A 26,548-nucleotide genomic window follows, 5' to 3' on the forward strand; every position below is an offset into this window, starting at 1 on the left:
CATGGGCATCGAGGTCGTCGTCGAAGGACTGACCAAGTCCTTCGGGCTCCAAACGGTCTGGCACGACGTCAGCCTGACTCTGCCCGCCGGGCGGATCAGCGTACTGCTCGGGCCGTCGGGGACCGGCAAGACCGTGTTCCTCAAGTCCGTCATCGGGTTGGTCCAGCCCGAGCGCGGGCGGGTGATGGTCGACGGGGTCGACATGGTCAACAGCCCGGACCGGGACGTCTTCCGGGCTCGGAAGCTGTTCGGGGTGATGTTCCAGGACGGTGCGCTGTTCGGGTCCATGAACCTCTTCGACAACATCGCCTTCCCGCTGCGCGAGCACACCCGGCGCAGCGAGCGCGACATCCGACGGATCGTCATGGACCAGATGGAGCGGGTCGGCCTCGGCGGTGCCGGGGACAAGCTGCCCGGGGAGATATCCGGCGGCATGCGCAAGCGCGCCGGGCTGGCCCGCGCGTTGGTGCTGGACCCACAGATCATCCTCTGCGACGAGCCCGACTCCGGACTCGACCCGGTCCGCACCTCGTTCCTCTCCCAGCTGCTCGTCGACCTCAACGTTCAGATCGACGCGACGATGCTGATCGTCACCCACAACCTCGACATCGCCTCGACCGTGCCCGACCACGTCGGCATGCTCTACCGGGGCGAGTTGGTGGGTTTCGGGCCGAGAGAGCAGCTGTTCGGCAGCCGGGACCCGGCCGTGCGGCAGTTCCTCTCCGGCCGCGTGACGGGTCCCATCGGCATGTCGGAGGAGAAGGACGCCGCCGACCTGGCGAGCGAAGCTGCGGGCGCGGGCGATCCGTTGCCGCCCCCTCCCGCGCTGCCGCCGCTGCTCCAGCCCTCGGCCGGACTTCCGCGTCGCCGTCCGCCGGACGCTGCGGGCGGCCACGGCTTGGAGACTGCTACGACGGCGACGCTGCCGGTCGTGCATCTTCGGGCAGGTGAGCCGTCGTGACGGCCGCCAGAGCGCGTGACCGGATCGCGCAGGCACCGGTCGCGGCGCTGCGGGAGAGCGGGCAGCTCTTCGCGCTCGGCGCGCAGACGGTCCGGGACACCTTCCGGCGGCCGTTCCAACTGCGCGAGTTCGTCGAGCAGTTCTGGTTCGTCGCCAGCGTCACCATTCTCCCGGCCGCTCTCGTCTCCATCCCCTTCGGCGCGGTGATCGCGCTTCAGGTCGGGTCGCTGACCCAGCAGTTGGGCGCGCAGTCGTTCACCGGCGGCGCCAGCGTGCTGGCCGTGATCCAGCAGGCCAGCCCGCTGATCGTGGCGCTGCTGATCGCCGGTGCGGGTGGCTCGGCGATCTGCGCGGACCTGGGCTCGCGCAAGATCCGCGAGGAGCTGGACGCGATGGAGGTGATGGGCATCTCCCCGGTGCAGCGGCTGATCGTGCCCAGGGTGCTCGCCACCATGTCGGTCGCGGTGCTGCTCAACGGCCTGGTGTCGGTGGTCGGCGTGCTCGGCGGCTACTACTTCAACGTCGTGATGCAGCACGGCACGCCCGGCTCCTACCTCTCCAGCTTCAACACGCTGGCGCAGGTGCCCGACCTCTACATCAGCGAGATCAAGGCCGTGGTCTTCGGCTTCATCGCGGGCATCGTCGCCGCCTACCGGGGCCTGCACCCGCGTGGTGGACCGAAGGGCGTCGGCGACGCGGTCAACCAGTCGGTGGTGATCACCTTCCTGCTGCTCTTCGTCACCAACGTCCTGCTCACCGCCGTCTACCTGCAGCTCGTGCCGCCGAAGGGGGTCTGACCGATGGCACTCACCGAGAAGGACCCCGCCGGACCCGCCGCTTCAGGCACCCGGCAGGCACAGGCACACGAAGGACGTCCCCGCCGCACCTTCGCTCCGCTCCGGTGGCTCGACCGCTCCGGCGAGCAGCTGATCTTCCACCTCAGCGCCCTGCTCTGGCTGCCGCGCGCGATACGCCGCTACTTCAAGGAGATACTGCGGCTGCTGGCCGAGGTCTCCTTCGGCAGCGGCGGGCTGAGCGTCATCGGCGGCACCGTCGGCGTGATGATCGGGATGACGCTGGCCACCGGCACCGTCGTCGGCCTTCAGGGCTACGCGGCGATGAACCAGATCGGCACCACCGCCTTCACCGGCTTCATCTCCGCCTACTTCAACACCCGCGAGATCGCCCCACTGGTCGCGGGCCTCGCGCTCTCCGCCACCGTCGGCGCCGGCTTCACCGCGCAGCTGGGCGCGATGCGGATCAACGAGGAGGTCGACGCGCTGGAGGGGATGGGCATCCGCAGCGTCCCCTACCTGGTCACCACCCGGATCGTCGCGGGCGTGGTCGCCATCATCCCGCTCTACGGCGTCGGGCTGCTCAGCTCCTACTTCGCCTCACGCGTCGTCACCGTCTTCGTCAAGGGCCAGTCCGCAGGCACCTACGACCACTACTTCAACCTCTTCCTCTCGCCCACGGACGTGCTGCTCTCCATGCTGAAGGTGCTGATCTTCAGCGTGGCGGTGATCCTGGCCCACTGCTACTACGGCTTCCACGCCGAGGGAGGTCCGGCGGGCGTCGGCATCGCCGTGGGGCGGTCGGTGCGCAACGCCATCGTGGTCATCAGCGTCACCGACTTCTTCGTCAGCCTGGCGCTCTGGGGTGCGACCACCACCGTGCGGGTGACCGGATGAGCCCCCGCCGGGCGGCGTCCGCGTCCCCGCTGCTGCGGCGCACCGCAGGACTGGTCTTCGTGCTGGTGCCCGCGTTGCTGGCGTGGCTGGCGATCGCCGTCTACGACAAGGACTTCACCCACGACGACACCGTCACCGTGCTCACCGACAGAGTGGGCAACGAGATGCATCTGGGCGCGGACGTCAAACTGCGCGGCGTGGTGATCGGCCAGGTCCGGCAGATCACCGCCGACGGGCAGGGCGCGCGGCTGACGCTGGCGATCGACCCAGGTCGGATGGCCCAGATTCCGTCCGACGTCACCGCGCAGATGCTGCCGACCACGCTCTTCGGCGAGCGCTACGTCGACCTGGTCGCGCCCGCCGACGCATCGGCCACGGCGCTGACCGATGACACCACCATCCCGCAGGACCGGTCGGCGAGCGCGGTCGAGCTGGAGCAGGTCTTCAGCAACCTCATGCCGCTGCTGACCGCCGTCCAGCCGCAGAAGCTCGCCGCGACGCTCAACGCGGTGGCCGAGGCGCTCAGTGGCCGTGGCGCGGAGCTCGGGTCGACACTCCGTCAGCTGGACTCGTACCTGCACACGCTCAACCCGCAACTGCCCGCCCTGGTCGACGACGTGCAGCAGCTGGTCCAGGTCAGCGCCACCTACAACCAGGCCGCACCCGACCTGGTGCAGGCGCTCACGGACTTCACCAAGACCAGCAGCACCATCGCCCAGCAGCAGAGCCAGCTCGACACCCTCTACGGCACCACGACCGCCACCGCCGGCCAGCTGACCTCGTGGCTCCAGGCCAACCGGCAGAACCTGATCAGCCTGGCCGTCGACAGCACCGGCACGCTGGCCGTGCTGAGCCGCTACGCGCCCGAGTTCCCCTGCACGCTGCGGGCGCTGGCCGCCTTCGTGCCGGTGATGGACAAGGCGCTCGGCAAGGGCACCGACGAGCCCGGACTGCACGTCGACCTCACCGTCGTCCCCGCCCGCGCCGCCTACGTGCCGGGCAAGGACACGCCCGTCTACAACGGGGACAGCGGACCCTCCTGCTACGGCCTCCCATACACCGGCCACACGGTCTCCGCGACCGCGCAGAGCGCCGCGACGCTCGGCCTGGCGAACTCCCCGCAGGAGAACGAACTGGTCACCGAGCTGTTCACCGCCGGCCTGCCCAGCGCTTCACAACACGCCGGCCTGCCCGACTGGAGCAGCCTGCTGGCCGGACCGCTGCTGCGCGGAACGGAGGTGACGCTGCGATGAGCCGCCGCAGTCTGGCCGGACCGCTGGCCAAGTCCTTCGTCTTCGTCACCGTCACCGCGCTGGCGACGACCGGCCTGGCGCTCAGCATCGCCAACACCACGGTCGGCAGCACCGTCAGCTACTACGCCGACTTCACCGACGCCACCGGCGTCGCGCCCGGCGACGCCGTCCGGATCGCGGGCGTCGAGGTCGGCCAGGTGCAGGACGTCACGCTCGTCCAACGCCGTGTCGCCCAGGTGCACTTCAGCGTGGAACGCGGCAGGACCCTGCCCGCGTCGGTGCAGGCGACCATCAAGTACGAGAACCTGGTGGGCCAGCGCTATGTGGAACTCAGCCAGGGCACCGGACCGGTCGACCAAAGCCTCCCGCCCGGCGGCACCATCCCGGAGCAGGACACCACCCCGGCGGTCGACCTGACCGAGCTGTTCAACGGCTTCCAGCCGCTGCTGCAGGGCCTGGCCCCGGACGAGATCAACCAGCTGACGGGTGAGATCGTCCAGGTGCTCCAGGGCGAGGGCGGAACGGTGGACCAACTGGTCTCCACCATCGGCTCGTTGACCACCACGCTGGCCGCCAAGGACCAGGTCGTCGGCCAGGTGATCGACAACCTCAACCAGGTCGTCACCACCGTCAACGACAACACCAGCGGCTTCACCACCCTGGTCGCCACCCTCCAGGAGCTGGTCAGCGGCTTCGCCCAGGACCGGACCGCCATCGGCGACTCGGTCTCGGCGCTGTCGCAACTGACCACCAGCACGGCCGGGTTGCTCACCGACGGCCGGGCGCCGCTGCAGGCCTCGCTGACCCAGCTCGGCCGGCTCTCCACCAACCTCGCGAACGGGACACCGCAGTTGGAGGACTTCCTGCAGCAGACGCCCGCCAAGATGACCGCGATCGGACGCGCCGCCTCGTACGGGTCCTGGCTCAACCTCTACCTGTGCCAGGCCACGGTCGGCGGGGTCACCACCACCGACGGCAGCAAGGCGCCGACCGGTGTCTCCATCAGCCAGGCCAGGTGCGGCTCATGACTCCTCGTCAAAGCTCGTGGAAGCGCGGTCCGCTGTTCCGGCCGCTGCGCGACCGCAACCCCGTGATCGTGGGCGTGGTCGGGCTGGTGGTGCTGCTGCTGGTCGGGCTGCTGGCCTACAACGCCGACGCGCTGCCGTTCGTCGGCGGAGGCACCCACTACAGCGCCGACTTCACCGAGGCAGCCGGGCTGACCTCGGGTGACGAGGTCCGCGTCGCGGGGGTCACCGTCGGCAAGGTCACCGGTGTGGCGCTGGACGGGGCCCAGGTCCGGGTCGACTTCCAGGTCAGCGGCGCGTGGGTGGGCAACACCAGCACGCTCTCCATCGCCATCAAGACGCTGCTGGGCGCCAAGTACCTGGCCGTCGACCCGCTGGGTACTGCCGCGCAGAACCCGTCCGCCACCATCCCGCGCAGCCGCACCACCTCGCCCTACGACGTCGCGGTCGCGTTGAACGGGCTCGGGCAGACGCTCGGCCAGCTCGACGAGAAGCAGCTGGCGCAGAGCTTCCAGGCGCTCTCCGACACCTTCCGCAACACCCCCGCCTCCGTGCGGACCGCGCTGACCGGGCTCTCCTCGCTGTCGCGGACCATCTCCAGCCGGGACGCGGAGCTCTCCCAACTGCTCCAGGGCACCAGCGCGTTGACGGGAACCCTGGCGGACCAGAACTCCCGCCTGCAGACGCTGCTCAGCGACGGCAACCTGCTGCTCGCCGAGATCCAGCAGCGTCGCGACGCGATCCACCAGCTCCTGGTCGGGACGACGGCGCTCGGCACCCAGCTCACCGGGCTCGTCCAGGACAACCAGGCGCAGCTCACCCCGACACTCACCGCGCTGAACCGGGTGGTGAGCGTCCTCCAGGCCAACCTGGGCCAGCTGAACCAGGTGCTGGCCCTGGCCGGCCCGTACTACCGGCTGGTCACCAACGCGCTCGGCAACGGCCCCTGGTTCGACGCCTACCTCTGCGGGCTGGTCCCGAGGAACTACCTCCCGCCCGGGACGCAGCCCAGCACGGGTTGCATGCCGCCCAAGGCCGGTGGCACCACCGCGTCGGCCACGCCTACCGGGAGCCGACGATGAACCTTCCGCGTCACCGACGAGGTTCCCTCGCCGTCGCCTGGGGCGCCGTGCTCGTCCTGGTCGCCGCGGGCGTCACCGTGGGCGTGAGCCAGGCGTCCGGTCCGCCGCAGCAGCACCTGAGCGTCGACTTCTCCCGTGCCGTCGGCGTCTACCCCGGCTCCGACGTGCGGATCCTCGGCGTCAAGGTGGGCACGGTGAGTGCCGTCCGGCCCGACGGGACCATGGTGGTCGCCAGCCTCAGCGTCGACGGCAACGTCAGGATCCCGGCGAACGCCGGGGCCGTCGTCGTCGCGCCGACGCTGGTCGCCGACCGCTACGTGCAGCTCACCCCGGCCTGGACGAGCGGGCCGCAGCTGGCGGACGGCGCCACCATCCCGCTGTCCCGCACCGCTACGCCGACCGAGATCGACCAGCTCTACCAGAGCATCACCCAGCTCAGCCAGGACCTCGGGCCGGGCGGCGCCAACTCCACCGGCGCGCTGTCGAACCTGCTCAACGTCGGTGCGGCCAACCTCGCCGGGAACGGCACCGACCTCGGTAACACCATCGACCAGCTCGGCCAGGCGTCGAAGACCCTGGGCGGCGACAGCAACGACCTGTTCTCCACCCTCACCTCGCTCGAGTCCTTCACCTCCATGCTGAAGACCAACGACACCAACGTCCGCACCGCACTCGGTCAACTCTCCAGCGTCAGCGGCTTCCTGGCCGCCGACCGGCAGGACCTCGGATCCGCCCTGCAGCAGTTGGCCACCGCGCTCGCGCAGGTGCAGCAGTTCATCCAGAGCAACCGGGCCCAGCTCAAGAACGCCGTGGACTCGTTGGTGCCGATCACCCAGACCCTGGTCAACCAGCGCTCCTCGCTGGCCGAACTGCTGGACACCGCGCCGCTGGCGGCGGGCAATCTGCTGGGTGCCTACGACCCGCAGCACGGCACCCTCGACGGCCGCGGCGACCTCAACGAACTGAGCCTCGGCGGCAGCGTCGACCCACCGCTGCCGCTGCCGAACACCGGAGGCGCAGGATGAGACAGCCCTCACGGCTTCCCGCGCGCCTCCCCATGGTGGGCGTCCTCGCCACCGTGTCGCTGCTGCTGGCGGGCTGCTCCGCGCCGATGACGACCATCCAGGACCTGCCGCTGCCCGGCGGGGCGGCCCTCGGCAGCCATCCCTACCAGGTGCGCGCCCAGTTCGCCGACGCGCTCAACCTGGTCGCGCAGGCGGACGTCAAGGTCAACGACGTCGCCGTCGGACGCGTCACCGGCATCGCCCTGGCCCCGGACGGCTGGACCGCCGAGGTCACCATGGAGGTCAACGGCGATGTCCACCTGCCCGCCGACGCCTACGCCGAACTGCAGCAGTCCAGCCTGCTCGGCGAGAAGTTCGTCCAGCTCACCGCCCCGCCCGCCGACGTCCCCGCCACCGGCACGCTGGAGACCGGTGCGCAGATCCCCCTCTCCCGCACCGACCGGGCGCCGGAGGTCGAGGAGATCTTCGGGGCGCTGTCGCTGCTGCTCAATGGCGGTGGCCTGAACCAGATCCACACGATCGCCGTCGAGCTCAACAAGGCGTTGGCCGGCAACACCTCCCAGATCCGCGATCTGCTGCCCCAACTCGACACCCTTGTCTCCACCCTGAACGCGCACCGGCAGGACCTCACCGCCGCGCTCGACGGCGTCGACCGGCTCTCCACCACGCTCGCCGCCCGCGACCAGCAGATCGGCACCGTGCTCAACGACCTCGGCCCCGGCCTCCAGGTGCTCAGCCAGCAGCGCGGCCAACTGGTCACCATGCTCCAGTCCCTGGACACCCTTTCCACCGTGGCCGACGACACGGTCAACCGCAGCAAGGACGCCGTCGTCGCCGACCTCAAGTCGCTCGCGCCGACGCTGCAGCAGTTGGCGGACGCGGGCAGCGCCCTGCCCAACTCGCTCCAGGTGCTGGCCACCTATCCGTTCACCGACCAGGTGCTGCAGGGCATCAAGGGCGACTACCTCAACACCTACCTCAGCGTCACCGCCGCCAAGGGCACGCAGGTCAGCCCGATCGTGCCGGTGCCCAGCGGTGCAGCCGGCTCCGCGCCGTCGACGGGAGGGCAGTGATGCTCACCGCAGCCACGAAGATCAAGAACCTGGCCTTCGTCGCCGTCGCCGTGCTGGCGCTCGGCGACATCGGCATCCGCTACGCCGACCTCGGCCACGCCGTCGGGCTCAGCGGCACCTACGACGTCCACGTCCAACTCGCGCAGACGGGAGGGCTGTTCCAGGACGCGGACGTCACCTACCGGGGCGTCTCCGTCGGCCGGGTCGGCCCGATCACGCTCACGCCGCAGGGCGTGGACGCGGACCTGCGGATCAACGACTCCGCCCCGCACATTCCCGACCACCTGCACGCCGTCGTCGCCAGCCTGTCGGCGGTGGGGGAGCAGTACCTGGACCTGCAACCGACCACCGGTACCGGCCCGTACCTGCACAACGGCTCCGTCGTCCCGCAGGACGTCACCCAGACTCCGCCCCCGGTCTCGACCATGCTGACCAGCGTCAACGCGCTGGCCCAGTCCGTGCCGCTGCAGTCCTTGCAGACCGTCGTCGACGAGCTGGGCAAGGGCTTCGCCGGGCAGGGGTCGAACCTCCAGGCGCTGCTGGACACGAGCCACGAGTTCCTCACCGCCGCGCAGCGTGCCGCTCCGGCCACCACCCAGCTGATCACGGACGGGTCGAGCGTGCTGGCCACGCAGCAGGCCGAGAGCGGAGCGATCACCAGCTTCGCCACCTCCGCCGACCAGCTCGCCGCGCAGCTCGACGCGTCCGACACCGACCTGCGGCGGCTGATCACCGCCGTGCCGGAGGCGGACACCCAGATCACCGGCCTGTTGCAGGACCTGGACCCGCAGTTGAGCGTGCTGCTGGCCAACCTGACCACGACGGCCGACGTCGCCATGACCCGGCAGAACGGCATCGAGGAGCTGCTGGTCGAGCTCCCGCCGGCGGTGGCGGCGGGTTCCACGGCGATCACGTCCAGCGGCGCGCACATGGGCCTGTCGCTGACCTTCTTCGCACCGCTGCCCTGTACGGCGGGCTACGGCGGTACCGAGTACCGCAACGGCCTCGACACCGGTCAGGCTCCGCCGCTCAACACGGCGGCGAGCTGCACCGAGCCCGCGTCCAGCGGCATCGACGTCCGCGGCGCGGCCCACGCACCCGCCCCGGCCGTCCCCGCGCCGACCGTCCCCGGCGAGCTGGCGCACACGGCGACCGGCGGTTCGGCGGCCCTGCTCGGCGCGTCGGCCGCGGGGCCGAAGGACCTGGCCGGGCTGCTCGGGATGGGAGACCTGACGCCATGACCTTCCGTGAACGCCTACTGCGCCCACCCGTCGTGGCTGTGCTGCTCGCCCTGGCGTGCTGTGCGGGCTGCCTCGGCTGGTACCTACACGCCAGCGGCAACCCGGACCTGGCCTTCGGGACCGCCAGGGACACCGCCCTCGCCCAGGGGCGCACCGACGTCGCCACGCTGAGCAGCGTCGACGTGTCCCATCCGGCCGCGGCGCTGGCCGCATGGCTGACCGTCACCACCGGCACGCTGCACGACCAGCTGCGCTCCGAGACGGGAGCGGACGAGCACGCCGTGACTCAGGCCGGCACGTCCACGCAGGCCCAGGTGACCGACGCGGCGCTGACCGCGCTCGACACCCGGGCCGGAACGGCGACGCTGATCGCCACCGTCCAGATCCAGGTGACCCACCAGGGCAGCTCGGTCGGCACCCAACGCAAGCGGCTGGAGGCGACGCTCGCCGGCACCGCCTCCGGCTGGAAGATCACCTCGCTCACGGCCGTGGCGTGACCGGGCTCGGTTGAGTTCAGGGAGGAGCGACATGCAGGTTGACGAAGCGTCAGTAACGGTGGCGCCCGCAGGCGTTGACGATCCGCCCGGCCCCCGGCGGCGGTGGGTCGGATGGAGTCGCGCGCGCGGCGTGCTCGCGGCGGCGGTGGCCGTGCCGTTGGTCGCCGCCGCGCTGGTGGGCTGGCGTGCCACCCATCTCCCCGGCTCCGCGTCGCTGGCCAACCGGGCGCTGACCGACACCGCCGCCACCGCCCAGGTGGAGAGCCAGGTCGGCAGTGCCCTCGACCAGGTCCTCAGCTACACCCCCGACGACACCAACGCCACCGCGCAGGCGGCGAACCAACTGCTCACCGGCCAGGCCGCGTCCCAGTACCGGACTCTCTTCAGGCAGGTCGCCCCACGCGTACAGGCGCAGCGGCTCACCCTCACCACCACCGTGGCGCGGATCGGCGTCGAGTCACTGACGGGCCGTCAGGCACGGCTGCTCGTCTTCCTCGACCAGACCGCCCAGCGCCAGGGCGCGGCGCCCAGCACCGTCCCGGCCCAGCTCGCGGTGGCCGCCGTCCAGCGCGGCGGCCGTTGGCTGGTCTCGTCCCTCGACGTGCGCTGACCGCGCGCACCACCGCTTGCACCACCGCTCGCCGACCGGAAAGGGAACGACGCAGAATGACGGAACAAAGGCTCCGACGCGCGTCGGCCGTGCTGCTCCTGCTCGCGACCGGGTTCGCAGCCTGGTTCGGCTACGGCTGGTACGCGGCGGCGCACGACCAGTCCGCCGCGTTCGGGCAGAGCCGCGACCGGGTCCTGGCGGCCGGTGAGCAGGCGGTGCAGAACCTCAACACGCTGGACTACCGCAACGTCTCCTCCGGGCTGAAGGTCTGGCTCGACTCGACGACCGGTGACCTGCACACCCAACTCACCCAGGGCAGTTCGACGTTCACCTCCCAGGTGCAGCAGGCCAAGTCGGTCACCACGGCGTCCGTGCTGGACGGCGCGGTCACCCAGCTCGACGACCGGGCGGGCACGGCGAGCGTGATGGTCGCGCTGCGGATCACTGTGCAGACCGGGAGCGGCACGCCCGCGGTCAAGGAGAGCCGGATGCTCGGCCAGCTCACCCGCACCTCCTCGGGCTGGAAGCTCAGCGCGCTGGAACAGGCGCCCGTCGGCACCGCGACCACCCCGGCGAACTGACCGCGTACACGGACCGCGCGCGAACCGCAGAGATCGAGGAACCGCCATGTCGATGTCCCGCCACACGGTCAACCGCCGCCGCCGACTGGCCGCCCGGGAGGAACGCGGCACGGCCGTCGCTACGAGCACGATGGCTACGACGGCCACCCTGGACCGGCCGGAACGCGCCCGTCCCCGCACTTCTGCAACGGCCGCTCCGACCCCCAGGCGACGGCTGCGCCTCCCCCTCCCCGTCCTCTTCGCCGTGCTGACGGTGCTGCTCGGCGCGTTCGCCGCCTGGTCGGGCACCCAGGCCGCCGCCGACCGCGCCGGCGCGGACGCCGACAACACCGCACTGACGGACACCGGCCGGACCAGCCAGGTCACCGGCTCGGTCTCGCAGGCGGTCAACCAGCTCTTCTCCTACTCCTGGACCGACCCCACCCGCACCGACCAGGCCGCCCACACCCTGCTGACCGGCAGCGCGGTCCACCAGTACGCCACGCTGATGGCCACCGTCCGCGCCCAGGGCCCGCGCGAGAAACTTGTGTTGAGTACAACGGTCACCGACTGCGGCGTCGACGTCCTCGCCGGCAACCGCGCCCACGTGCTCGTCTACGCTGACCAGACCAGCGTCAGCACCGCCGCAGGCGCCTCGAACGGCGCCTCCAACGACGGCGCGGCGATGCTTGCCGTCGACGCGATCCTTCAGAACGGCACCTGGCGCATCGCCGACTTCGACACCCTGGGCGCGTGACTCCTGGCCGTCGAGGGCCTCCTGCATGCGTGGCTCGCCGAGGTGTCACCCGTTGGGGTGAATGAAGGCGTCGGCGGCGACGAGTCCGGCCGCGACGGCGAACCAGGCCGCCACGACGCGGATCCTCAGGTGCTGGTACCGGGTCGTGTACTCGCGTTGGAGCTGGCGGGCCCGGCGGGCCATGCGTTCGACGAAGGCGCGCGAGCTGTCCAGGCGCTCCTGCCGGTGGAGGCGGACGACCTCCTCGCGCTGACCGGCCGTCAGCCAGGGCAGCAGGTCGGCGAACCGCTCGGCCTCCTGCTGCGCGCGGTCGGTCTCCGCCTGCCAGTAGAGGTAGCCCTCCAACATCCGCAGCCCGGCGGCGGTGTCGGGGGCCTGGCCGGTGTCGTCGGCGGCCACGGCGGGGCCTCCTGTTTCTCTCCCGGTTCTCTCAGTTCCGTCGGACGTCCTACTCCTCGTCCCTCCGCGCGCGCTCGATCGCGGACGACAGGTAGGCCGGGACCTCGCCGACGTTCTCCATGTAGTCCTGCGCCGCGATCGACGGGTTGTGGAGCTCGAAGGCAGGGGATTCGGAGCGGATCCGCGGCAGGGTGAGGAAGTTGTGGCGCGGCGGCGGGCAGGAGGTCGCCCACTCCAGTGAGCGGCCGTAGCCCCACGGGTCGTCCTCGGTGACGCGGGTTCCGTACTTGCCTGTCTTCCACACGTTGTAGAGGAACGGCAGGACCGACAGCCCGAGCAGGAAGGAGCCCGCAGAGGAGATGACGTTCAGCGTGGTGAAGCCGTCCTGCGGCAGGTAGGTGGCGTAGCGGCGCGGCATGCCCTCCGCGCCCAGCCAGTGCTGGACCAGGAAGGTGGTGTGGAAGCCGATGAAGAGCATCCAGAACTGGATCTTGCCCAGGCGCTCGTCGAGCATCTTCCCGGTCCACTTGGGCCACCAGAAGAAGAACCCGGCGAACATGGCGAAGACGACGGTGCCGAAGACCACGTAGTGGAAGTGGGCGACCACGAAGTACGAGTCCGACACGTGGAAGTCCAGCGGCGGCGACGCGAGAATGACGCCGGTGAGACCGCCGAAGAGAAAGGTCACCAGGAAGCCGACGGTCCACAGCATCGGCGTCTCGAAGCTGAGCGACCCGCGCCACATCGTGCCGATCCAGTTGAAGAACTTGACCCCGGTCGGGACGGCGATCAGGAACGTCATGAAGGAGAAGAACGGCAGCAGTACGGCGCCGGTGACGTACATGTGGTGCGCCCACACCGTGACCGAGAGGCCGGCGATGGCGATGGTGGCCGCGATCAGCGACTGGTAGCCGAACATCGGCTTGCGCGAGAAGACCGGGATCACCTCGGAGACGATGCCGAAGAACGGCAGCGCGATGATGTAGACCTCCGGGTGCCCGAAGAACCAGAACAGGTGCTGCCACAGGATCGCCCCGCCGTTGGCCGGGTCGTAGACGTGGGCGCCGAACTTGCGGTCCGCCTCCAGTGCCAGCAGCGCGGCGGCCAGTACGGGGAAGGCGAGCAGCACCAGCACCGCGGTGAGCAGGACGTTCCAGACGAAGATCGGCATCCGGAACATCGTCATTCCAGGGGCCCGCAAGCAGAGGATGGTGGTGATGAAGTTGACCGAGCCGAGGATGGTGCCGAAGCCGGAGAAGGTCAGACCCATGATCCACATGTCGCTGCCGACACCGGGACTGTGGATCGCGGAGTTCAGCGGCGCGTAGGCGAACCAGCCGAAGTCGGCCGCGCCCTGCGGGGTGATGAACCCCGCCACGACGATCAGCGAGCCGAAGAGGTAGAGCCAGTAGGCGAAGGCGTTCAGGCGCGGAAAGGCGACGTCGGGCGCGCCGATCTGCAGAGGCATGATCCAGTTCGCGAAGCCCGCGAAGAGCGGCGTGGCGAACATCAGCAGCATGATCGTGCCGTGGATGGTGAAGGCCTGGTTGAACTGCTCGTTGGAGAGCAGGGAGTTGTCCGGCTGGATCAGCTGACCGCGGATCATCAGCGCCATGACGCCGCCCACCAGGAAGAAGGCGAACGAGGTCACGGTGTAGAGCGTGCCGATCTCCTTGTGGTCGGTCGTGGTCATCCACTTGATGATCGTCTGACCGGCCGTCACCGGCTTGGTCTCACCGAGCGCCTCGTCGGTGCTGGTGGCGGGTTGTACGTACACGCGTCTCCTCGTGCCCAGATGGGTGTGGCCCGCCGGCCGGTGTCGGGATGTCCGCCGATGGCCGCGGTCTGCCGGGCGCTCGGAAGGCTAGTGAGCGGGAGAGCGGCGAGGCGCCGACACACCCGGCGACGCGTCGGCGTTCGACCGAAACGGTGACGACGGCAGAGCCGTTCGGCAGCCCGAAAACCGGTTGCCGCCCGCCGCAGTCGGTCGAAGCATGGTGTGCTGTGAGGACTGAGGACGGGAACGCCGCATCCGCCGAACCGCGCCCGGTCGCGCTGGTGACCGGAGTGGGCCGCACGGTCGGCATCGGTGCCGGGATCGCCCGGCGATTGGCGGCGGCGGGCTGGGACGTCGCGTTCACCTACTGGGCGCCCTACGACGCCCGGATGCCGTGGGGCGTGGAGCGCGGCGCGGCCGACGAGATCGCCGCGGAGTTGGCCGGGCGCGGTGCCGACACGCTGGCTGTGGAGGCGGACCTGGCCGATCCAGCCACGCCGGAGAGGATCTTCGACGAGGTGGAGGAAGGTCTCGGCGGCGTCACGGCGCTGGTGATGTGCCACTGCGAGTCGGTCGACTCCGGCCTGCTCGACACGTCCGTCGAGAGCTTCGACCGTCACTTCGCGGTGAACGCGCGGGCCACCTGGCTACTGATCCGCGCGTACGGACGGCGCTTCCAGGGCGTGCCTGGTACCGGCCGGGTGATCGCGCTGACCAGCGACCACACCGTCGGCAACCTGCCCTACGGCGCGAGCAAGGGCGCGCTCGACCGGATCACGCTGGCCGCCGCGCACGAGCTCGCGCACCTCGGGATCAGCGCCAACGTGATCAACCCCGGCCCGGTGGACACCGGCTGGATGTCGGACGACGTGAGGGAGCACCTGACGGGTCGGACCCCGCTCGGTCGGCTGGGCACGCCGCAGGACACCGCCCACCTGGTGGAGTTCCTCTGCTCGCCGCAGGGCGGGTGGATCAACGGGCAGTTGCTGCTGAGCAACGGCGGTTTCACGAACTGACGCGAGCCCCGGGCCCGACTCACAGCCGGACGACGCGGTCACCGCTCAGTCGTCCCGTGGTGTCGAAGAGCAGCCGGGATACCTTGGCCAGCGTCGGCAGGTCGTAGCCGCTGTGGGCTTGGAGCAGCACGACCAGGTCGGCCTCGGTGGCGGCCGTGAGGGGGTCGGCGTGGCGCCGCAGCCGGGGATCGGCGAGCGGCAGGGCCGCGGCGTGCGGGTCGTGCCAGGTGACCTCGACGCCCAGGTCCAGCAGGCCGCGCGCGACGTCCAGTGTGGGTGACTCGCGCACGTCGTCCGTGTCCGGCTTGTAGGCCGCTCCCAGCAGCGTGACCCGGGCGCGCGCCGCAGGCAGTCCTTCGGCTTCGAGCAACTCGACTGCGCGCGCCACGACATGACCGGGCATGACGTGGTTCGCGCGCAGGGCCGCCCGGACGACGGCGAAGGAGTCGGCGGGCGCGCCGTGCAGCAGGTAGACCGGGTCGACCGGGATGCAGTGCCCGCCGACCCCTGGGCCGGGGCGGAAGGACTGGAAGCCGAAAGGTTTCGTCCCCGCGCACGCCACCACGTCCCACACGTCCGCCCCGACCGCGTGGCAGTAGCGGGCGAACTCGTTGACCAGGGCGATGTTGACGCTGCGGTAGGTGTTCTCCAGCAGCTTGGCCAGCTCCGCCTCGCGGGTGCCGCGGGCCACGACCACGGTGTCGACGAAGCGCTCGTACAGCGCCGCGCACTGCTTGGCGCAGACCGGCGTCACGCCGGAGACCACCTTGGGTGTGTTGCCGATGCCGAACTGCCGGTTGGCGGGGTCGACCCGCTCGGGGGAGTAGCCGAGATGGAAGTCGACGCCCGCGACCAGGCCGGAGGCCTCCAGTAGCGGGCGCGCCAACTCCTCGGTGGTGCCGGGGAACGAGGTCGACTCGAGCACGACCAGCATCCCGGACCGCAGCCGCTCGGCGACCGTGCGGCAGGCGGCGGTGAGCGGGCCTAGGTCCGGTTGCCCTTCGGGCGACAGGCCGGTGGGGACGCAGAGCGCCACGGCCTGTGCCTGCGTCAGCAGCTCCGGATCGTCAGCGGGGGTGAAGCCGGCGTCGAGCATCCGGGCCACGTCCGCGTCGGTGACGTCGCGGACCGGGGAGCGGCCCGCGCGCAGTGCCGCGACGGTGGTTGGCGCGATGTCGTATCCGGCCACGGAAAGCCCCGCGTCGCTTGCGGCGCGAGCGAGCGGAAGCCCCACATAACCGAGGCCCACGATCAGCAGATCAAATGACATGACCGAACTCCCCTGGAACAGTGGGCACAGCGAAAGGGCGAGCCCGGGAATTTACTCGGGTCCGCTCGCAGCGATCCTGCCAACTGGCCGCCCCGCCATACACGGCGAGCTGCCGAACCGACCACCAGGCGGGTGAATTCTTCACCCTGCCGGATGATGATCTTGGAGGCCCCAAAGCCTTGGTCCCTTCGTGTCCAAGGCTTTGCGCGGGCCGTCAAATCCCCGGTTTCAAGGCCGACTTGAGACAGGTTCGTGGACGACACGTCGACCCAGCAAGGGTCGCTCCGTGCACGGAGCATGTGGTGCACTGTGCTGCGAACCCGGGCAAACGGCCCGGGCCGTTCGAGGAGTATTCATGTCCCGTTTTGTCACGGTGAAGCGTGCCGCGCTCGTCGCCGCCGCGGCGGGTGCCGCTGCTGTCGCCCTGGTCGCCGGTTCGACCGGGAGCGCCAGTGCCGCTCACCTGCGTGCCGTCGCGCCGCCCGCGCTGACTCTGGACTTCAGCGGCAACAACGACGAGGCCGGTGCCGCCAGCGCGGTGGGCGCGGGCTTCGGCGGCGGCGCCGCGGTCAAGGACTCCACCGGGGCCGCGGTCGGCAAGGCCTACGACCTGTGCGACAAGGACTCCATCACCCCGAGCTCGGTGACCGCCTTCTGCCACGCGGACATCGTCTTCAACACCGGTGACCAGGTCGCCCTCTCGGTGGTCTTCCCGATCCAGAACCCGGTCACCGCCACCTACCCGAAGGCCTTCGACGGCGTCATCGAGGGTGGCACCGGCGCCTACAAGGGCCTCACCGGCACCGCCCACTTCAACAACCGCTCCCTCGCGGTCTACGACATCACGTGGGACGCCTCCTGACGCGTCCTGACGCGTCCGCACCACCCAGGTGGGCCGCCGTCCGCGGCGGCGGCCCACCGCCGTGTCACCGTCCGTTGTTCGCTCCGTCGTTCCCGGAGAAGTCATGCCCGTCGCCAGCCCTGACACGCCCACGCCCACGGCCGCCACCGGCGAAGTACCAGAAGGCGCCTACGCCTTCGACAACGACAGCCCCCACGCCGACGAGCAGCACCGCTGTCTGGGCGCCGCGCACGACGGAATCACCACCGCGCGCCTGACGGAGAGCGGCGTCGGACCGGGCTGGGACTGCCTGGAGGTGGGCGCGGGCGGCGGCAGCGTCGCGCTGTGGCTGGCCGAACGCACCGCGCCCGGCGGCAGCGTGCTGGCCACCGACGTCAAGCCCGAGCACATCCCCGCCCGTCCGGGTCTGACGGTGCGCCGGCACGACGTCGTCCAGGACCCGCTCCCCGAGGCGGCCTTCGACCTGGTCCACTCCCGGCTGGTGCTGACCCACCTGCCGCAACGGCAGGCCGTCCTGGGTCGATTGCTGCGCGCCCTGCGGCCGGGCGGTTGGCTGCAGTTGGAGGAGTTCGACATCGACTATGCGCCGGTGCTGCTCGCCCCCGACCGGCGCACCCGCGAGGGCTACGAGGCGTTCCAGGTCGCCAAGGGCCGCGCCCTGCGCGCCGCCGGAGCTGACCCGTCGTGGGGACGGACCTGCGCGGAGGACCTGCGGGCGGCGGGTTTCACGGACGTCGAACCGGTGCCGCATCTGCTGCCGTGGACGGCGGACTCGCCTGGACTGCAACTCCAGCTGCACCACACGTTCCACCTGCGCGAGGCGTTGCTGGAGCAGGGGTTGACGGAGGATCAACTGCTCGCGGCCCGTGAGGCGATGGGGCATCCGGGCTTCCGTGCCGCCTCCTGCGTCCTGTACTGCGTGCAGGCGAGGCGCCCGGCATGACGACCTCCGCAGTGGCCCAGGTTCGCGCCGGGACCGCCGCTTCGGACGTCGCTCCGGACGTCGCTCCGGACGTCGCTCCGGACGCCGCTCCGGGCGTCGCCGCGCGGCTCGCCGTCGCGCAGCTGCGGGCGCTCGGATGGCGCGTCAGGCCGGAACTGCCGGGCGGGAGCCGGGCGTTCACCGCGCAGGCCGGGTCGTTCAGGGCGCGCTGCACGCTCAGCTGGGCCGGGCCGGTCCACCTTGCCCTCGGCAGCGAGGCCGACGTCCAGGCCGCCTGCGGGCTGATGCACGTCCACGGCCGCCGCTACGGTCGCCCGACCCCGCTCGGCATCGACTATGCGAGCGCGCTCGCGGGCACGCTCGCCGCGACCGGGACGCTGGCGGCGCTCGTCGCCCAAGCCCGGTCCACCGGGCAGGGGCGCGACGGAAGCGACGGTAGCCACGGAGGCGACGAGCCCTGCGTCAGCACGTCGGTGGCGCAGGCGGGGCTGCTCTCCGTCGGCCAGTACCTGGCCGCCGCCACGGCCACCGACGGCGACGACTGGCCCGCCCACTCCGGCCCGGGCGGTCCGCCGTTCGAGGCTGCCGACGGCGTCCGGTTCGAGCTGGAGACGCTCGATCCCGAGACGTGGCGCGGGTTCTGGGCGGCGGCGGGTGCGGACCGATCCGATGCCGGCCGCGGTTGGCTGCCGTTCCAGCAGCGTTACGGCACCGCCGTCTGCCTGCTCCCGGCCGGTCTGCTGGAGGCGACGAAACGGTTGACGTTCGCTGACCTCGAACGGCTGGCCCGCGAATCAGGAGTGGACCTGACGCCGGTAGCCACCGGGTGCGGGGAACTGGAACCCGACGGATCGCCCTGGCGACTGGTGCCGGGACGTTCGGTGGCCAGCCCGGTGACGGGAGGCGCGTGGACCGTCGGCCGCGCACCGCTGGCCGGGGTGACTGTGGTGGAGGTCTGTCGCCGTGTCCAAGGCCCGCTGGCCGGTCACCTGTTGCAGCTGCTCGGTGCACGCGTGGTCCGCGTCGAGCCGCCCGGCGGCGACCCGATGCGTGGGATGCCGCCGATGGCAGGCGACTGCTCGGCGCGCTTCGTGGCACTGAACCATGGCAAGGAGAACCTGGAGGCGGATCTCGCAAGCGCCTCCGGACGCGCGGCGGTACGCGAACTCGCCACCGGGGCCGACGTGTTCCTGCACAGCCTCGCTCCCGGCAAGGACCTGCGGCTCGGCCTCGACGCGGACGCGCTGGCGGAGGTGAAGCCGGGACTGGTCCACGCCGCCGCCTCCGGCTGGGGTGAGGCGCGCGGTCAACAGCCGCCCGTGGGAACGGACTTTCCGGTCCAGGCCTGGTCCGGACTGGCCGCGCTGGTCACGCCGCCCGGTCTCCCGCCGACGGCGTCCCTGTTCACGCTCACCGACGTGCTCGGCGGAGTCGTCTGCGCGGAGGGCGTGGTCGCGGGGCTGCTCGCGACTGGGCTAACCGGGCGCGGGCAGGCCATCACCTCCTCGCTGCTCTCGGCCGCCCGGATGCTGTGCCTGCCCGAGCTGCGATCGGCAGCCGTCCAGCCCGCTGCAGCCGTCTGCACCGATCTGACGGACCTTGGGGCGAACCCGCGCTTCGCCGCCGCCCTCGACCGGGACGGTTCCTGCACCCAGGTCCGCAGCCCCTGGGAGTTCCACCGATGACCACGCCTACGACCATGCCGATGACCTCGCCCACGCGGACCTGGCGCTCAGGCAACGGTCTGGTCCTGCGCGACACCGTCCCCGCGCGGCTGCGCCTGCAGTGGGTGCAGCGCGGCGACTGCCCGGACACCGACCTCTATCAGGCCTTCGCCGAGCGCGTGCGCGTCCACGGCGAACGCCTTGCCGTCCGCACGCCCGACACATGTCTGACGTATCGTCAACTCAACTCGCACGTACGGAGCATGGCCGCAGCTCTCGGCGGTCTGGGTGCAGGCCCCGGCGACATCGTCGGCATCCGGCTTCCGAGCGGCTGGCGCGCCCTGGCCGTGGACCTCGCCGTCGCCGCCGTCGGCGCGGTCGCCCTGCCGTGGCCCGCAGGTCAGGGCAGTCGCGAGAGCCATGCGCTGCTGGAGCTGTCCCGGGCCCGGTTCCTGGTCACCGACGCCGACGCCGACACCGACACCGAGGCAGGCACCGACACCAACGCCGACACCGGCCTCGAACGAGGGCACGGGCCCCTCGCCCACCTGGAGCACGTCGTCACGGTCGATGGCCTCCTGCGCGGCGATCCCGACGCGTTCCGCCCTGCGCGCGTCGACCCCGAGGACCCGGCCCGGATCCTGGTCTCCTCAGGCTCGGAGGCTGCGCCGAAGATGACCGCCTACAGCCACAACGCGCTGCTGGGCGGACGCGGCACCTACGTCGCCGCCGTCCTCGGCCTCGAACCCGACGCCGAAGCAGAGCACGCCCCCGCCGCGCTCGTCCTGGCCCCGCTCGCGTCCTCCTACGGCTCGCTCGGGCTCGTGGCACTGGCCCGCTGCGGGGCGACGCTCCACCTGCTGGAGCGGTTCGACCCCGACGCGGTCCTGCGCGCCGTCACCGCATGGCGGCCGACGCACCTCGTCGGAGTGCCGACGATGTTGCGCCGGATCGCCGACCACCCGCCGGTGCCCGGCGAGGACCTGAGCTCCCTGCGGGCGGTCGTCTCCAGCGGCGCGCAGCTGACCTCAGCCGTGCTGGCCGCCGCGCTGAACCGGTTCGGCTGCCCGGTCATCAACGTCTACGGCTCCAGCGACGGCGTCAACTGCCGTACGACGTGGACGGATCCGCACCAGGACGTGAGCCGGGTCGGGACGCCCGACCCGCGCGTCACCGACCTGCGCGTCTGCGGCCCGGACGACCGGCCGCTGCCGCCCGGCCGGAGTGGCGAGATCCAGGCGCGCGGACCGATGAGCCCGCTCTGCTACGTCGGCGCGCCCGAGCTGGACCACCGCTATCGGACCACCGACGGCTGGGTCCGCACAGGCGACCTGGGCGTGATCGAGCCGGGCGGCACGCTGCGCGTGCTGGACCGGCTCAAGCAGGTGGTCATCCGCGGCGGTTGGACCATCAGCCCGGCCGAGGTCGAGGAGCAGGTGCACGCCCACCCGGACGTCGCCGAGGCCGCCTGCGTGGCCGTCCCGGACCCGGACCTCGGTGAGCGTCTCTGCGCCTGCCTGGTCCAGCGGCCCGGCACGCCCCCGCTGGACGTCGCGAGCCTCGGTGCCTACCTGGGCGGTGAACGCGGTCTGGCCCGCCGCAAGCTGCCCGAACTCGTCCTGCATCTGGACCGGTTGCCGCTCGCGGCCACCGGCAAGGTCTGCCGCCGCACCCTGACCGCCACTGCCCTGACCGCCGCAGCCGCCGCGTCCCACACGGGGGAGCCGGGGGAGGCGCCGGCAACCACCTGAGCGGGAGACCGCACGACCGCACGACCGCACGACCGCAGCACCGCAGCAAAGCAGCACCACAATGCAGGAGGAGCACCCGCCCGATGGAACCCGCGTCCGCACTCGACACCGCGGCCCAGCCAGGAGCCCAAGCCCCCAGCCAGGCAACGGTCGTGACCCTTCCCGTCCGTCCGGCCGGAAGGTCGGCCGACGGTCCGGTGATCACGCCCGGCAGCCGGCGCGCCTACGCCAAGCTGGCCAAGCTCGACATCCTCGACTACTACCTGAGCATTCCGCTGGTCGCGGCGATGCTGGTCCCCTTCGGCGCGGCATCCGACCTGGCCTACGTGGGCCGGTCCGCCCTCGTGCTGCTGCTCTTCTTCCTCGGTGAACTCACCATGGTCGCCGGGATGGTGGCCTTCGACGACGTCACCGGCTACCGGGACGGCAGCGACGCCGCCAACTACGGCCCCGACGCCGCCGCGCGACGCCTCGCCCGCAAGCCGCTGATCGCCGGGACACTGACGGAGCGTCAAGCACTGCGCTTCGGCTCGGCCGCAACCGCGCTCTGCGCCGGGTTCTGGGGCGCGAGCGTGGCGCTGGCGCCCGCCCGGCCGCTGTGGGCGGTGCTCGGGACCGGGGCCTGTTTGGTCTTCGGGTTCCAGTACTCGTGGTGGCTCAAGCTCAGCTACCGGGGCTTCCAGGAGCTCTTCCTGGCCGCCCTCGGCTGGGGTTACGTGCTGCCGCTCTTCGGCCTGCTGACCGGGCAGGCCCCCGGGTTCGTCGTCGTCCAGGCCCTGGTCTTCGGCCTCGGTCCGGCACTGTTCGGCGTCTACTCCAACATCAACGACCGCGACGGGGACCGCGCCGTCGGCCGTCTCACGGTCGCCTGCGTCGCGTCCGTGCGCGGGAACGCCGCGTTCATCGGCGCGGTCTCCGCGTTCGAAGCCCTGCTGATCATCGTCCCCTCGTCCGTCGGGATCGGCCCGTGGTGGTTCCCGCTGCTGATGTCGCCGGTCATCGCGCTGCGCGCACTGCAGTGGGTCAAGGGGAACCTGCGCGGCAACGTGTTCGGCGCGCGGACGCTCGGCATCCGGCTGCACCGGATCGCCACCGCGCTGATGATCTCCGCCGACCTGCTGCTGGCGGTGACGCAGCGGTGAAGCCCCTCCACCCCGGCGTCGTCTTCGACGCGCTCGCCCGGCGGCGCTCGCCGACCATCGTCCATCTCAGCCGCCCGCTCGACCTCGCCCCCGAGGCGGGCACCCGGTGGACCGTGCCGCAGGTGGCCGGGCTGGTCCGTGCCACCGCGGCACGGCTGGCCGCCGCCGGAGCCCGTCCCGGCGACCATGTCGCCGTCGTCAAGCGCAACCACTGGGACTACGCGCTGATCGCCTGCGCCGCCGCCCGGATCGGCGCGGTCCCGGCGCTGCTCTCCGACCACCTCGACCCGCAGGTGCTGGACAGCCTGCTCGACCGGCTGCAGCCCGCCGTCCTGGTCACCGAGACGCGCCTGCTGCGCGCCGGGACCGCCGCCGGGATGGAGCTGACCCGGCACGCCGGGCAGACGGTGACGCTGGACCGGGGCGCGCCCGGCGACGGCCGCCGATCCGGTGTCACCGCGCTGCACGACCTGCCCGACGAGCCGCCCGCCCGGGTCCACCGCCGCGCGGACGATCTGCCGCTGGCCGTGTTGCACACCTCCGGCACCACCGGCGCGCCCAAGCTGGTCGTCCACTCCACCACGACCCTGATCCGTCGGCTGACCGGCTTCGAGGCGATGCCCTGGCCCGTCCTCACCGCGGGCCGCGCGGACGTCTTCGCCAGCGCCACGTCCTTCGCCCACGGCCGCGCGCTGTCGTGGACGGTGAGCACGTTCTGGCACCAGCCACGCGAGGTCGTCATCGTCGCCGACTCCGACTCCGACCCCGACACCGCCGGTCGGCTGCTGGACGCGCACCCGCCCACCATCGTGGAGGCGCTGCCGTCCACCTACGTGCGCTGGCACCGACTGGCCGCCGCGCAGCGCAGCCCGTTCCGCGACGTGCGGCTCTACATCTCCACCTTCGACGCGGTCCACCCGCCGACCGTTCGCGCCTTCCTCCACGCCAGCCGGCGCCGCGTCCCGCTGTGGATGCAGGGGTGGGGCCAGACCGAGACCGGGCCGCTGACCTTCCGGTTCCTCACCCGCCGCGCCCTCGCCCGGCGTGCCCAGCGGCACCCCACCACCCGCAACCTCGGCCGTCCGCTGCCGGGTTGGGTGGGCCTGCGGGTGGTCGACCCGCACACCTTCCGGCCCGTCGCGCGCGGCGAGGTGGGTCTGGTCCTCACCCGGACGAAGGCCTGCTGCCTCGGCTATCTCGGCGAGCAGGACCGCTGGCAGCAGAAGGTGCGCGGTCCCTGGTTCAACACCGGTGACCTGGCCGTCCGCACGCGCTCCGGCGCGGTGCTGCTGCTCGACCGCGAGGTCGACATGATCCCCGGCGTCAGCTGCGTCGAGCTGGAGGACGTGCTCCAGGACCGTCTGCCCGAGGTCGAGGAGGCCGTCGTCCTCGGCGGCGTGGACCGCACACCGCAACCGGTGCTCATCGTCAACGGGCCCATCGAGCCCGGGCGTTGGAAGGAGGCCGTGCGCGACCTGCCGGCCCTGGCCGAGCCGCTCGTGCTGGACCGGGACGACGTCCCGCGCACCGGGACCGGCAAGGTCCGCCGCCACGAGCTGCGCGACCGCTACCTGGCCGGAAGCGTCGGCCACGGCACGGGACGGTGGACATGAACGGCCTGGAGTCGGGTGGCGCCTCGGGTCTCGACCTTGACGTCGCCGTCGTTGGCGCGGGCATCGGCGGACTCACCGCCGCCTACCGGCTGCAGCAGGCGGGACGCTCCGTCCAGGTCTTCGAGGCCGCGCCGCGCGTCGGCGGGCGGATGGCCAGTTCCCGCGTCGACGGATACCTGATCGACGAGGGCGCCGAGACCATCGCCGACCGTGGCTACGAGGCCACGTGGCGGCTCATCCGCGAACTCGCCGTTCCACGCGAGGACCTGGTGCCGATCCGGGCAGGATTCGCGCTGTGGCGCGACGGGCGCGCCCATGCGCGGCTGGGCCACCCGCTCGGCCTGCTGACCGGTGCGGGCATGTCCTGGCGCGGCCGACTCGCCTGGCTCCGCTCCACCGCCCACCTGCTCGGCAACCGCGCGGAGTTCGACGCCGACCGCCCCGAGGTCTCGCCCCTCGGCGCGGCCACCGTCGCCGAGTACGCCGGCGCCTACCACCCCGAGCTGCTCGACTGCCTGCTGCAGCCGTTCTCCAGCCACTGCTTCGGCTGGCGTCCCGAACGCTCCGCAGTCGCCCCGATGTTGGCGTTGCTGCTCGCGGTCGGCGGCGCGGGAGCGCGGTGGTCCACGTACCGCACCGGGATGGACACGCTCGCCCGTGCTCTGGCACGGCAGGTGCCCGTGCAACTCGGCAGCCCCGCGCTGGTGGTCGAGCGGACCGGGTCGGACCGCGCCCGCCTTCACCTCGTCGACGGCCGCGTACTGACGGCCCGTCAGCTCGTGCTCGCCGTCCCGGCACCGGTCACCCTGGCCCTGGACGTGGACGCGACGCCGGAGGAGCGCCCCTTCCTGGAAGCGTGCACCTTCGCGCCGATGCTCAAGGCCGTCTGCCTCCTGGACCGGCCGCTGCCCAGCCCGACGCGCACCCCCAGCTACGCCCTCTCGATCCCGGAGCGGGAGAGCCGCATCTGCGCCGGGCTGCTGTTGGACCATCTCAAGGCCGAGGGCCGCGTCCCGGCGGGGCGCGGGATGGTCACCCTGTTCGCCTCACCGTGGGCCGGGCCGGACCTGCTGGACGCGCCCGACGAGGAGTTCACGCGGGTGGTCGCCGCCGAGGCCGAACGGTTCCTGCCCGGCCTCGGCGCGGCCACCACCCGCACGTTGGTGCACCGCTTCCGCCACGGCCTTCCGGAAGCAACGCCCGCAGCGCTCCGCCTGCGCGGCGCGTTCGCCGCGCGTCCGGCCGGCCCAATCGAGTACGTCGGCGATTGGACCCTCCTGCGGCCCAACAGCGAGGGCGCGGTCCGCTCCGCCGAACAGGCCGTGCGCCGCGTCGCCGGGTCGCTCGCAGCGGCCCCCCTGTGCGCCCGCATCCGCGGGTGACCGCTCACCCCTTAACCCTCACTGGAGGAAGTCTCATGCGTCGTACCGCAACCGTCATCGCCGGGGCCCTGGCGGCCTTCACGGCCGTCGTCGGCCTCGCCGCCGGTCCCGCGCAGGCGGCGACCGGTCAAGTGGTCGTCTTCTCGACCGAGCTCCAGCCGCTGGACATCTACCAGAACCCGACCGGCTGCCAGAAGCTGCCGCCGCTGGCCCACGTGGTGGACAACCTCACCGACAGCACCATCCGCGTCTACGCGGACCCGTTCTGCATGATCCCGGCCAGCCTCCCCGGCTCCGCCGGCGGCGTCGGCACGCTGGCTGCGGGCTATGGCTCCCACGTCTCGGGCGTCGGCAGCTTCTCCGCCTAAGGCCCGCTCTGACCGCTCGCGCGACGGCGCGAGCGGTCAGAGGTCCAGCCGCATGCTCTGGGCCTGCACCACGTACCCGAGGCTGTGGTAGAGGTTCTGAGCCCTGGTGTTGTCCCCGAAGACGTTCAGACCCATCGACGTCGCCCCGAGCTGCCGCCCGGCGTCCGTCGCCGCGTGCATGAGTGCCCGGCCGTAACCTTTGCCTTGGTGCGCCTCGTCCACGCCGACGAAGCAGATGTAGGCCTCATTGCTCTTCCCGAGGGCGCGCATCGCGATCCACAGCGTGCCGACCTGCTCGTCCGTCTCCGCGTCGTGCGCCATCCACAGGTGGTTGTCGGGCGTGGCGAGTCCCTTCGGTAGCAGCTGGTCGAACGCCTCCCGGGACTTCGCCAAGCCCTCTGCCGCGGACCAGAACCCCGCGTTGACGTTCGACCGCGCGTACGTCTCGACCCGCCGCTCCTCCCAAGGACCGAACTCGTCCTCGGTGAACGGCTCCAGACGCACACTCCGCACAGACTTCTCCATGCCGCCGATCGTAGATCACCTGTCCGTCGGCCCGTCCAGGATTCCGCCTGGGGCCGGGACA

The 26,548-nt window shown here is 71.6% G+C and carries 26 protein-coding genes; 22 read left to right on the forward strand and 4 right to left on the reverse strand.

Annotated features, from left to right (window positions below):
* Position 1 precedes the first annotated feature (1 nt).
* From ABH928_RS16040 to ABH928_RS16100, 13 genes are read left to right on the forward strand one after another with little or no spacing between them, the layout of a single operon-like run.
* Positions 2-961 carry an ABC transporter ATP-binding protein gene (locus ABH928_RS16040; protein WP_370066723.1) on the forward strand — a complete coding sequence of 320 codons (960 nt, stop codon included), beginning with the start codon at positions 2-4 and terminating at the stop codon, positions 959-961.
* The gene (locus ABH928_RS16045; protein WP_370066725.1) at positions 958-1,758 is read left to right on the forward strand and encodes an MlaE family ABC transporter permease; all 801 of its coding nucleotides are present in this window, start codon (positions 958-960) and stop codon (positions 1,756-1,758) included. Before ABH928_RS16040 ends, ABH928_RS16045 begins: the two co-directional genes overlap by 4 nt.
* Positions 1,759-1,761: 3 nt before the next feature.
* The gene (locus ABH928_RS16050) at positions 1,762-2,652 is read left to right on the forward strand and encodes an MlaE family ABC transporter permease (protein WP_370066727.1); all 891 of its coding nucleotides are present in this window, start codon (positions 1,762-1,764) and stop codon (positions 2,650-2,652) included.
* Entirely contained in the window at positions 2,649-3,905 is a 1,257-nt protein-coding gene (locus ABH928_RS16055) for an MCE family protein (protein ID WP_370066729.1), read from the forward strand. Before ABH928_RS16050 ends, ABH928_RS16055 begins: the two co-directional genes overlap by 4 nt.
* The gene (locus tag ABH928_RS16060) at positions 3,902-4,933 is read left to right on the forward strand and encodes an MCE family protein (RefSeq protein ID WP_370066731.1); all 1,032 of its coding nucleotides are present in this window, start codon (positions 3,902-3,904) and stop codon (positions 4,931-4,933) included. The genes ABH928_RS16055 and ABH928_RS16060 overlap by 4 nt, the downstream gene beginning before the upstream one ends.
* A complete protein-coding gene (locus ABH928_RS16065; protein ID WP_370066733.1) occupies positions 4,930-6,012 on the forward strand; it encodes an MCE family protein in 1,083 nt (360 codons plus the stop codon). Before ABH928_RS16060 ends, ABH928_RS16065 begins: the two co-directional genes overlap by 4 nt.
* Entirely contained in the window at positions 6,009-7,037 is a 1,029-nt protein-coding gene (locus ABH928_RS16070; protein ID WP_370066735.1) for an MCE family protein, read from the forward strand. Before ABH928_RS16065 ends, ABH928_RS16070 begins: the two co-directional genes overlap by 4 nt.
* On the forward strand, positions 7,034-8,110 hold the full coding sequence (locus ABH928_RS16075; protein ID WP_370066737.1) for an MCE family protein: 1,077 nt from the start codon (positions 7,034-7,036) through the stop codon (positions 8,108-8,110). Before ABH928_RS16070 ends, ABH928_RS16075 begins: the two co-directional genes overlap by 4 nt.
* Complete coding sequence (locus ABH928_RS16080) at positions 8,110-9,351, forward strand: MlaD family protein (RefSeq protein WP_370066739.1); 1,242 nt, start codon at positions 8,110-8,112, stop codon at positions 9,349-9,351. Before ABH928_RS16075 ends, ABH928_RS16080 begins: the two co-directional genes overlap by 1 nt.
* Positions 9,348-9,848 (forward strand): hypothetical protein, encoded by a 501-nt coding sequence (locus tag ABH928_RS16085; protein WP_370066741.1) that lies wholly within the window; start codon positions 9,348-9,350, stop codon positions 9,846-9,848. Before ABH928_RS16080 ends, ABH928_RS16085 begins: the two co-directional genes overlap by 4 nt.
* Positions 9,849-9,879: 31 nt before the next feature.
* Positions 9,880-10,458, forward strand: coding sequence for a hypothetical protein (locus tag ABH928_RS16090; protein WP_370066743.1), 579 nt, complete (start codon positions 9,880-9,882; stop codon positions 10,456-10,458).
* Between the two features lie 56 nt (positions 10,459-10,514).
* The gene (locus ABH928_RS16095; protein WP_370066745.1) at positions 10,515-11,039 is read left to right on the forward strand and encodes a hypothetical protein; all 525 of its coding nucleotides are present in this window, start codon (positions 10,515-10,517) and stop codon (positions 11,037-11,039) included.
* A 46-nt stretch (positions 11,040-11,085) separates the two neighbouring features.
* Positions 11,086-11,775: a hypothetical protein gene (locus ABH928_RS16100; RefSeq protein WP_370066747.1), complete on the forward strand. Its 690-nt coding sequence runs from the start codon at positions 11,086-11,088 to the stop codon at positions 11,773-11,775.
* Positions 11,776-11,820: 45 nt separating this feature from the next.
* Here ABH928_RS16100 and ABH928_RS16105 read toward each other — a convergent pair whose 3' ends face one another.
* Together ABH928_RS16105 and ctaD are read right to left on the reverse strand one after the other, a co-directional pair.
* Positions 11,821-12,174, reverse strand: a complete 354-nt coding sequence (locus tag ABH928_RS16105) for a hypothetical protein (protein ID WP_370066749.1) — start codon at positions 12,172-12,174, stop codon at positions 11,821-11,823.
* 49 nt (positions 12,175-12,223) lie between these two features.
* On the reverse strand, positions 12,224-13,897 hold the full coding sequence (gene ctaD / locus ABH928_RS16110) for a cytochrome c oxidase subunit I (protein WP_370067113.1): 1,674 nt from the start codon (positions 13,895-13,897) through the stop codon (positions 12,224-12,226).
* Between the two features lie 281 nt (positions 13,898-14,178).
* On the opposite strand from ctaD, the gene ABH928_RS16115 reads away from it, so the two are divergent.
* On the forward strand, positions 14,179-14,967 hold the full coding sequence (locus ABH928_RS16115; protein ID WP_370066751.1) for an SDR family oxidoreductase: 789 nt from the start codon (positions 14,179-14,181) through the stop codon (positions 14,965-14,967).
* Positions 14,968-14,986: 19 nt separating this feature from the next.
* On the opposite strand, the gene ABH928_RS16120 is transcribed toward ABH928_RS16115, so the two are convergent.
* The gene (locus tag ABH928_RS16120) at positions 14,987-16,237 is read right to left on the reverse strand and encodes a nucleotide sugar dehydrogenase (RefSeq protein ID WP_370066753.1); all 1,251 of its coding nucleotides are present in this window, start codon (positions 16,235-16,237) and stop codon (positions 14,987-14,989) included.
* 355 nt (positions 16,238-16,592) lie between these two features.
* On the opposite strand from ABH928_RS16120, the gene ABH928_RS16125 reads away from it, so the two are divergent.
* The 8 genes from ABH928_RS16125 to ABH928_RS16160 all read left to right on the forward strand — a co-directional run bounded on the left by ABH928_RS16125 (position 16,593) and on the right by ABH928_RS16160 (position 25,962).
* Positions 16,593-17,099 carry a hypothetical protein gene (locus ABH928_RS16125; protein ID WP_370066755.1) on the forward strand — a complete coding sequence of 169 codons (507 nt, stop codon included), beginning with the start codon at positions 16,593-16,595 and terminating at the stop codon, positions 17,097-17,099.
* Between the two features lie 103 nt (positions 17,100-17,202).
* On the forward strand, positions 17,203-18,042 hold the full coding sequence (locus ABH928_RS16130; RefSeq protein WP_370066757.1) for a class I SAM-dependent methyltransferase: 840 nt from the start codon (positions 17,203-17,205) through the stop codon (positions 18,040-18,042).
* On the forward strand, positions 18,039-19,727 hold the full coding sequence (locus ABH928_RS16135) for a CoA transferase (RefSeq protein ID WP_370066759.1): 1,689 nt from the start codon (positions 18,039-18,041) through the stop codon (positions 19,725-19,727). Before ABH928_RS16130 ends, ABH928_RS16135 begins: the two co-directional genes overlap by 4 nt.
* The gene (locus tag ABH928_RS16140) at positions 19,724-21,457 is read left to right on the forward strand and encodes a class I adenylate-forming enzyme family protein (RefSeq protein ID WP_370066761.1); all 1,734 of its coding nucleotides are present in this window, start codon (positions 19,724-19,726) and stop codon (positions 21,455-21,457) included. The genes ABH928_RS16135 and ABH928_RS16140 overlap by 4 nt, the downstream gene beginning before the upstream one ends.
* Before the next feature lie 83 nt (positions 21,458-21,540).
* Complete coding sequence (locus ABH928_RS16145) at positions 21,541-22,599, forward strand: UbiA family prenyltransferase (protein WP_370066763.1); 1,059 nt, start codon at positions 21,541-21,543, stop codon at positions 22,597-22,599.
* Positions 22,596-24,212: a class I adenylate-forming enzyme family protein gene (locus tag ABH928_RS16150; RefSeq protein WP_370066765.1), complete on the forward strand. Its 1,617-nt coding sequence runs from the start codon at positions 22,596-22,598 to the stop codon at positions 24,210-24,212. The genes ABH928_RS16145 and ABH928_RS16150 overlap by 4 nt, the downstream gene beginning before the upstream one ends.
* Positions 24,209-25,594 (forward strand): NAD(P)/FAD-dependent oxidoreductase, encoded by a 1,386-nt coding sequence (locus ABH928_RS16155; protein WP_370066767.1) that lies wholly within the window; start codon positions 24,209-24,211, stop codon positions 25,592-25,594. Before ABH928_RS16150 ends, ABH928_RS16155 begins: the two co-directional genes overlap by 4 nt.
* Before the next feature lie 35 nt (positions 25,595-25,629).
* Positions 25,630-25,962: a hypothetical protein gene (locus ABH928_RS16160; RefSeq protein ID WP_370066769.1), complete on the forward strand. Its 333-nt coding sequence runs from the start codon at positions 25,630-25,632 to the stop codon at positions 25,960-25,962.
* Between the two features lie 36 nt (positions 25,963-25,998).
* On the opposite strand, the gene ABH928_RS16165 is transcribed toward ABH928_RS16160, so the two are convergent.
* Positions 25,999-26,487, reverse strand: coding sequence for a GNAT family N-acetyltransferase (locus ABH928_RS16165; RefSeq protein WP_370066771.1), 489 nt, complete (start codon positions 26,485-26,487; stop codon positions 25,999-26,001).
* Between the last annotated feature and the right edge of the window lie 61 nt (positions 26,488-26,548).

Origin of the sequence: Streptacidiphilus sp. MAP5-3, from assembly GCF_041262505.1 — a bacterium.
Lineage (GTDB): Bacteria > Actinomycetota > Actinomycetes > Streptomycetales > Streptomycetaceae > Streptacidiphilus.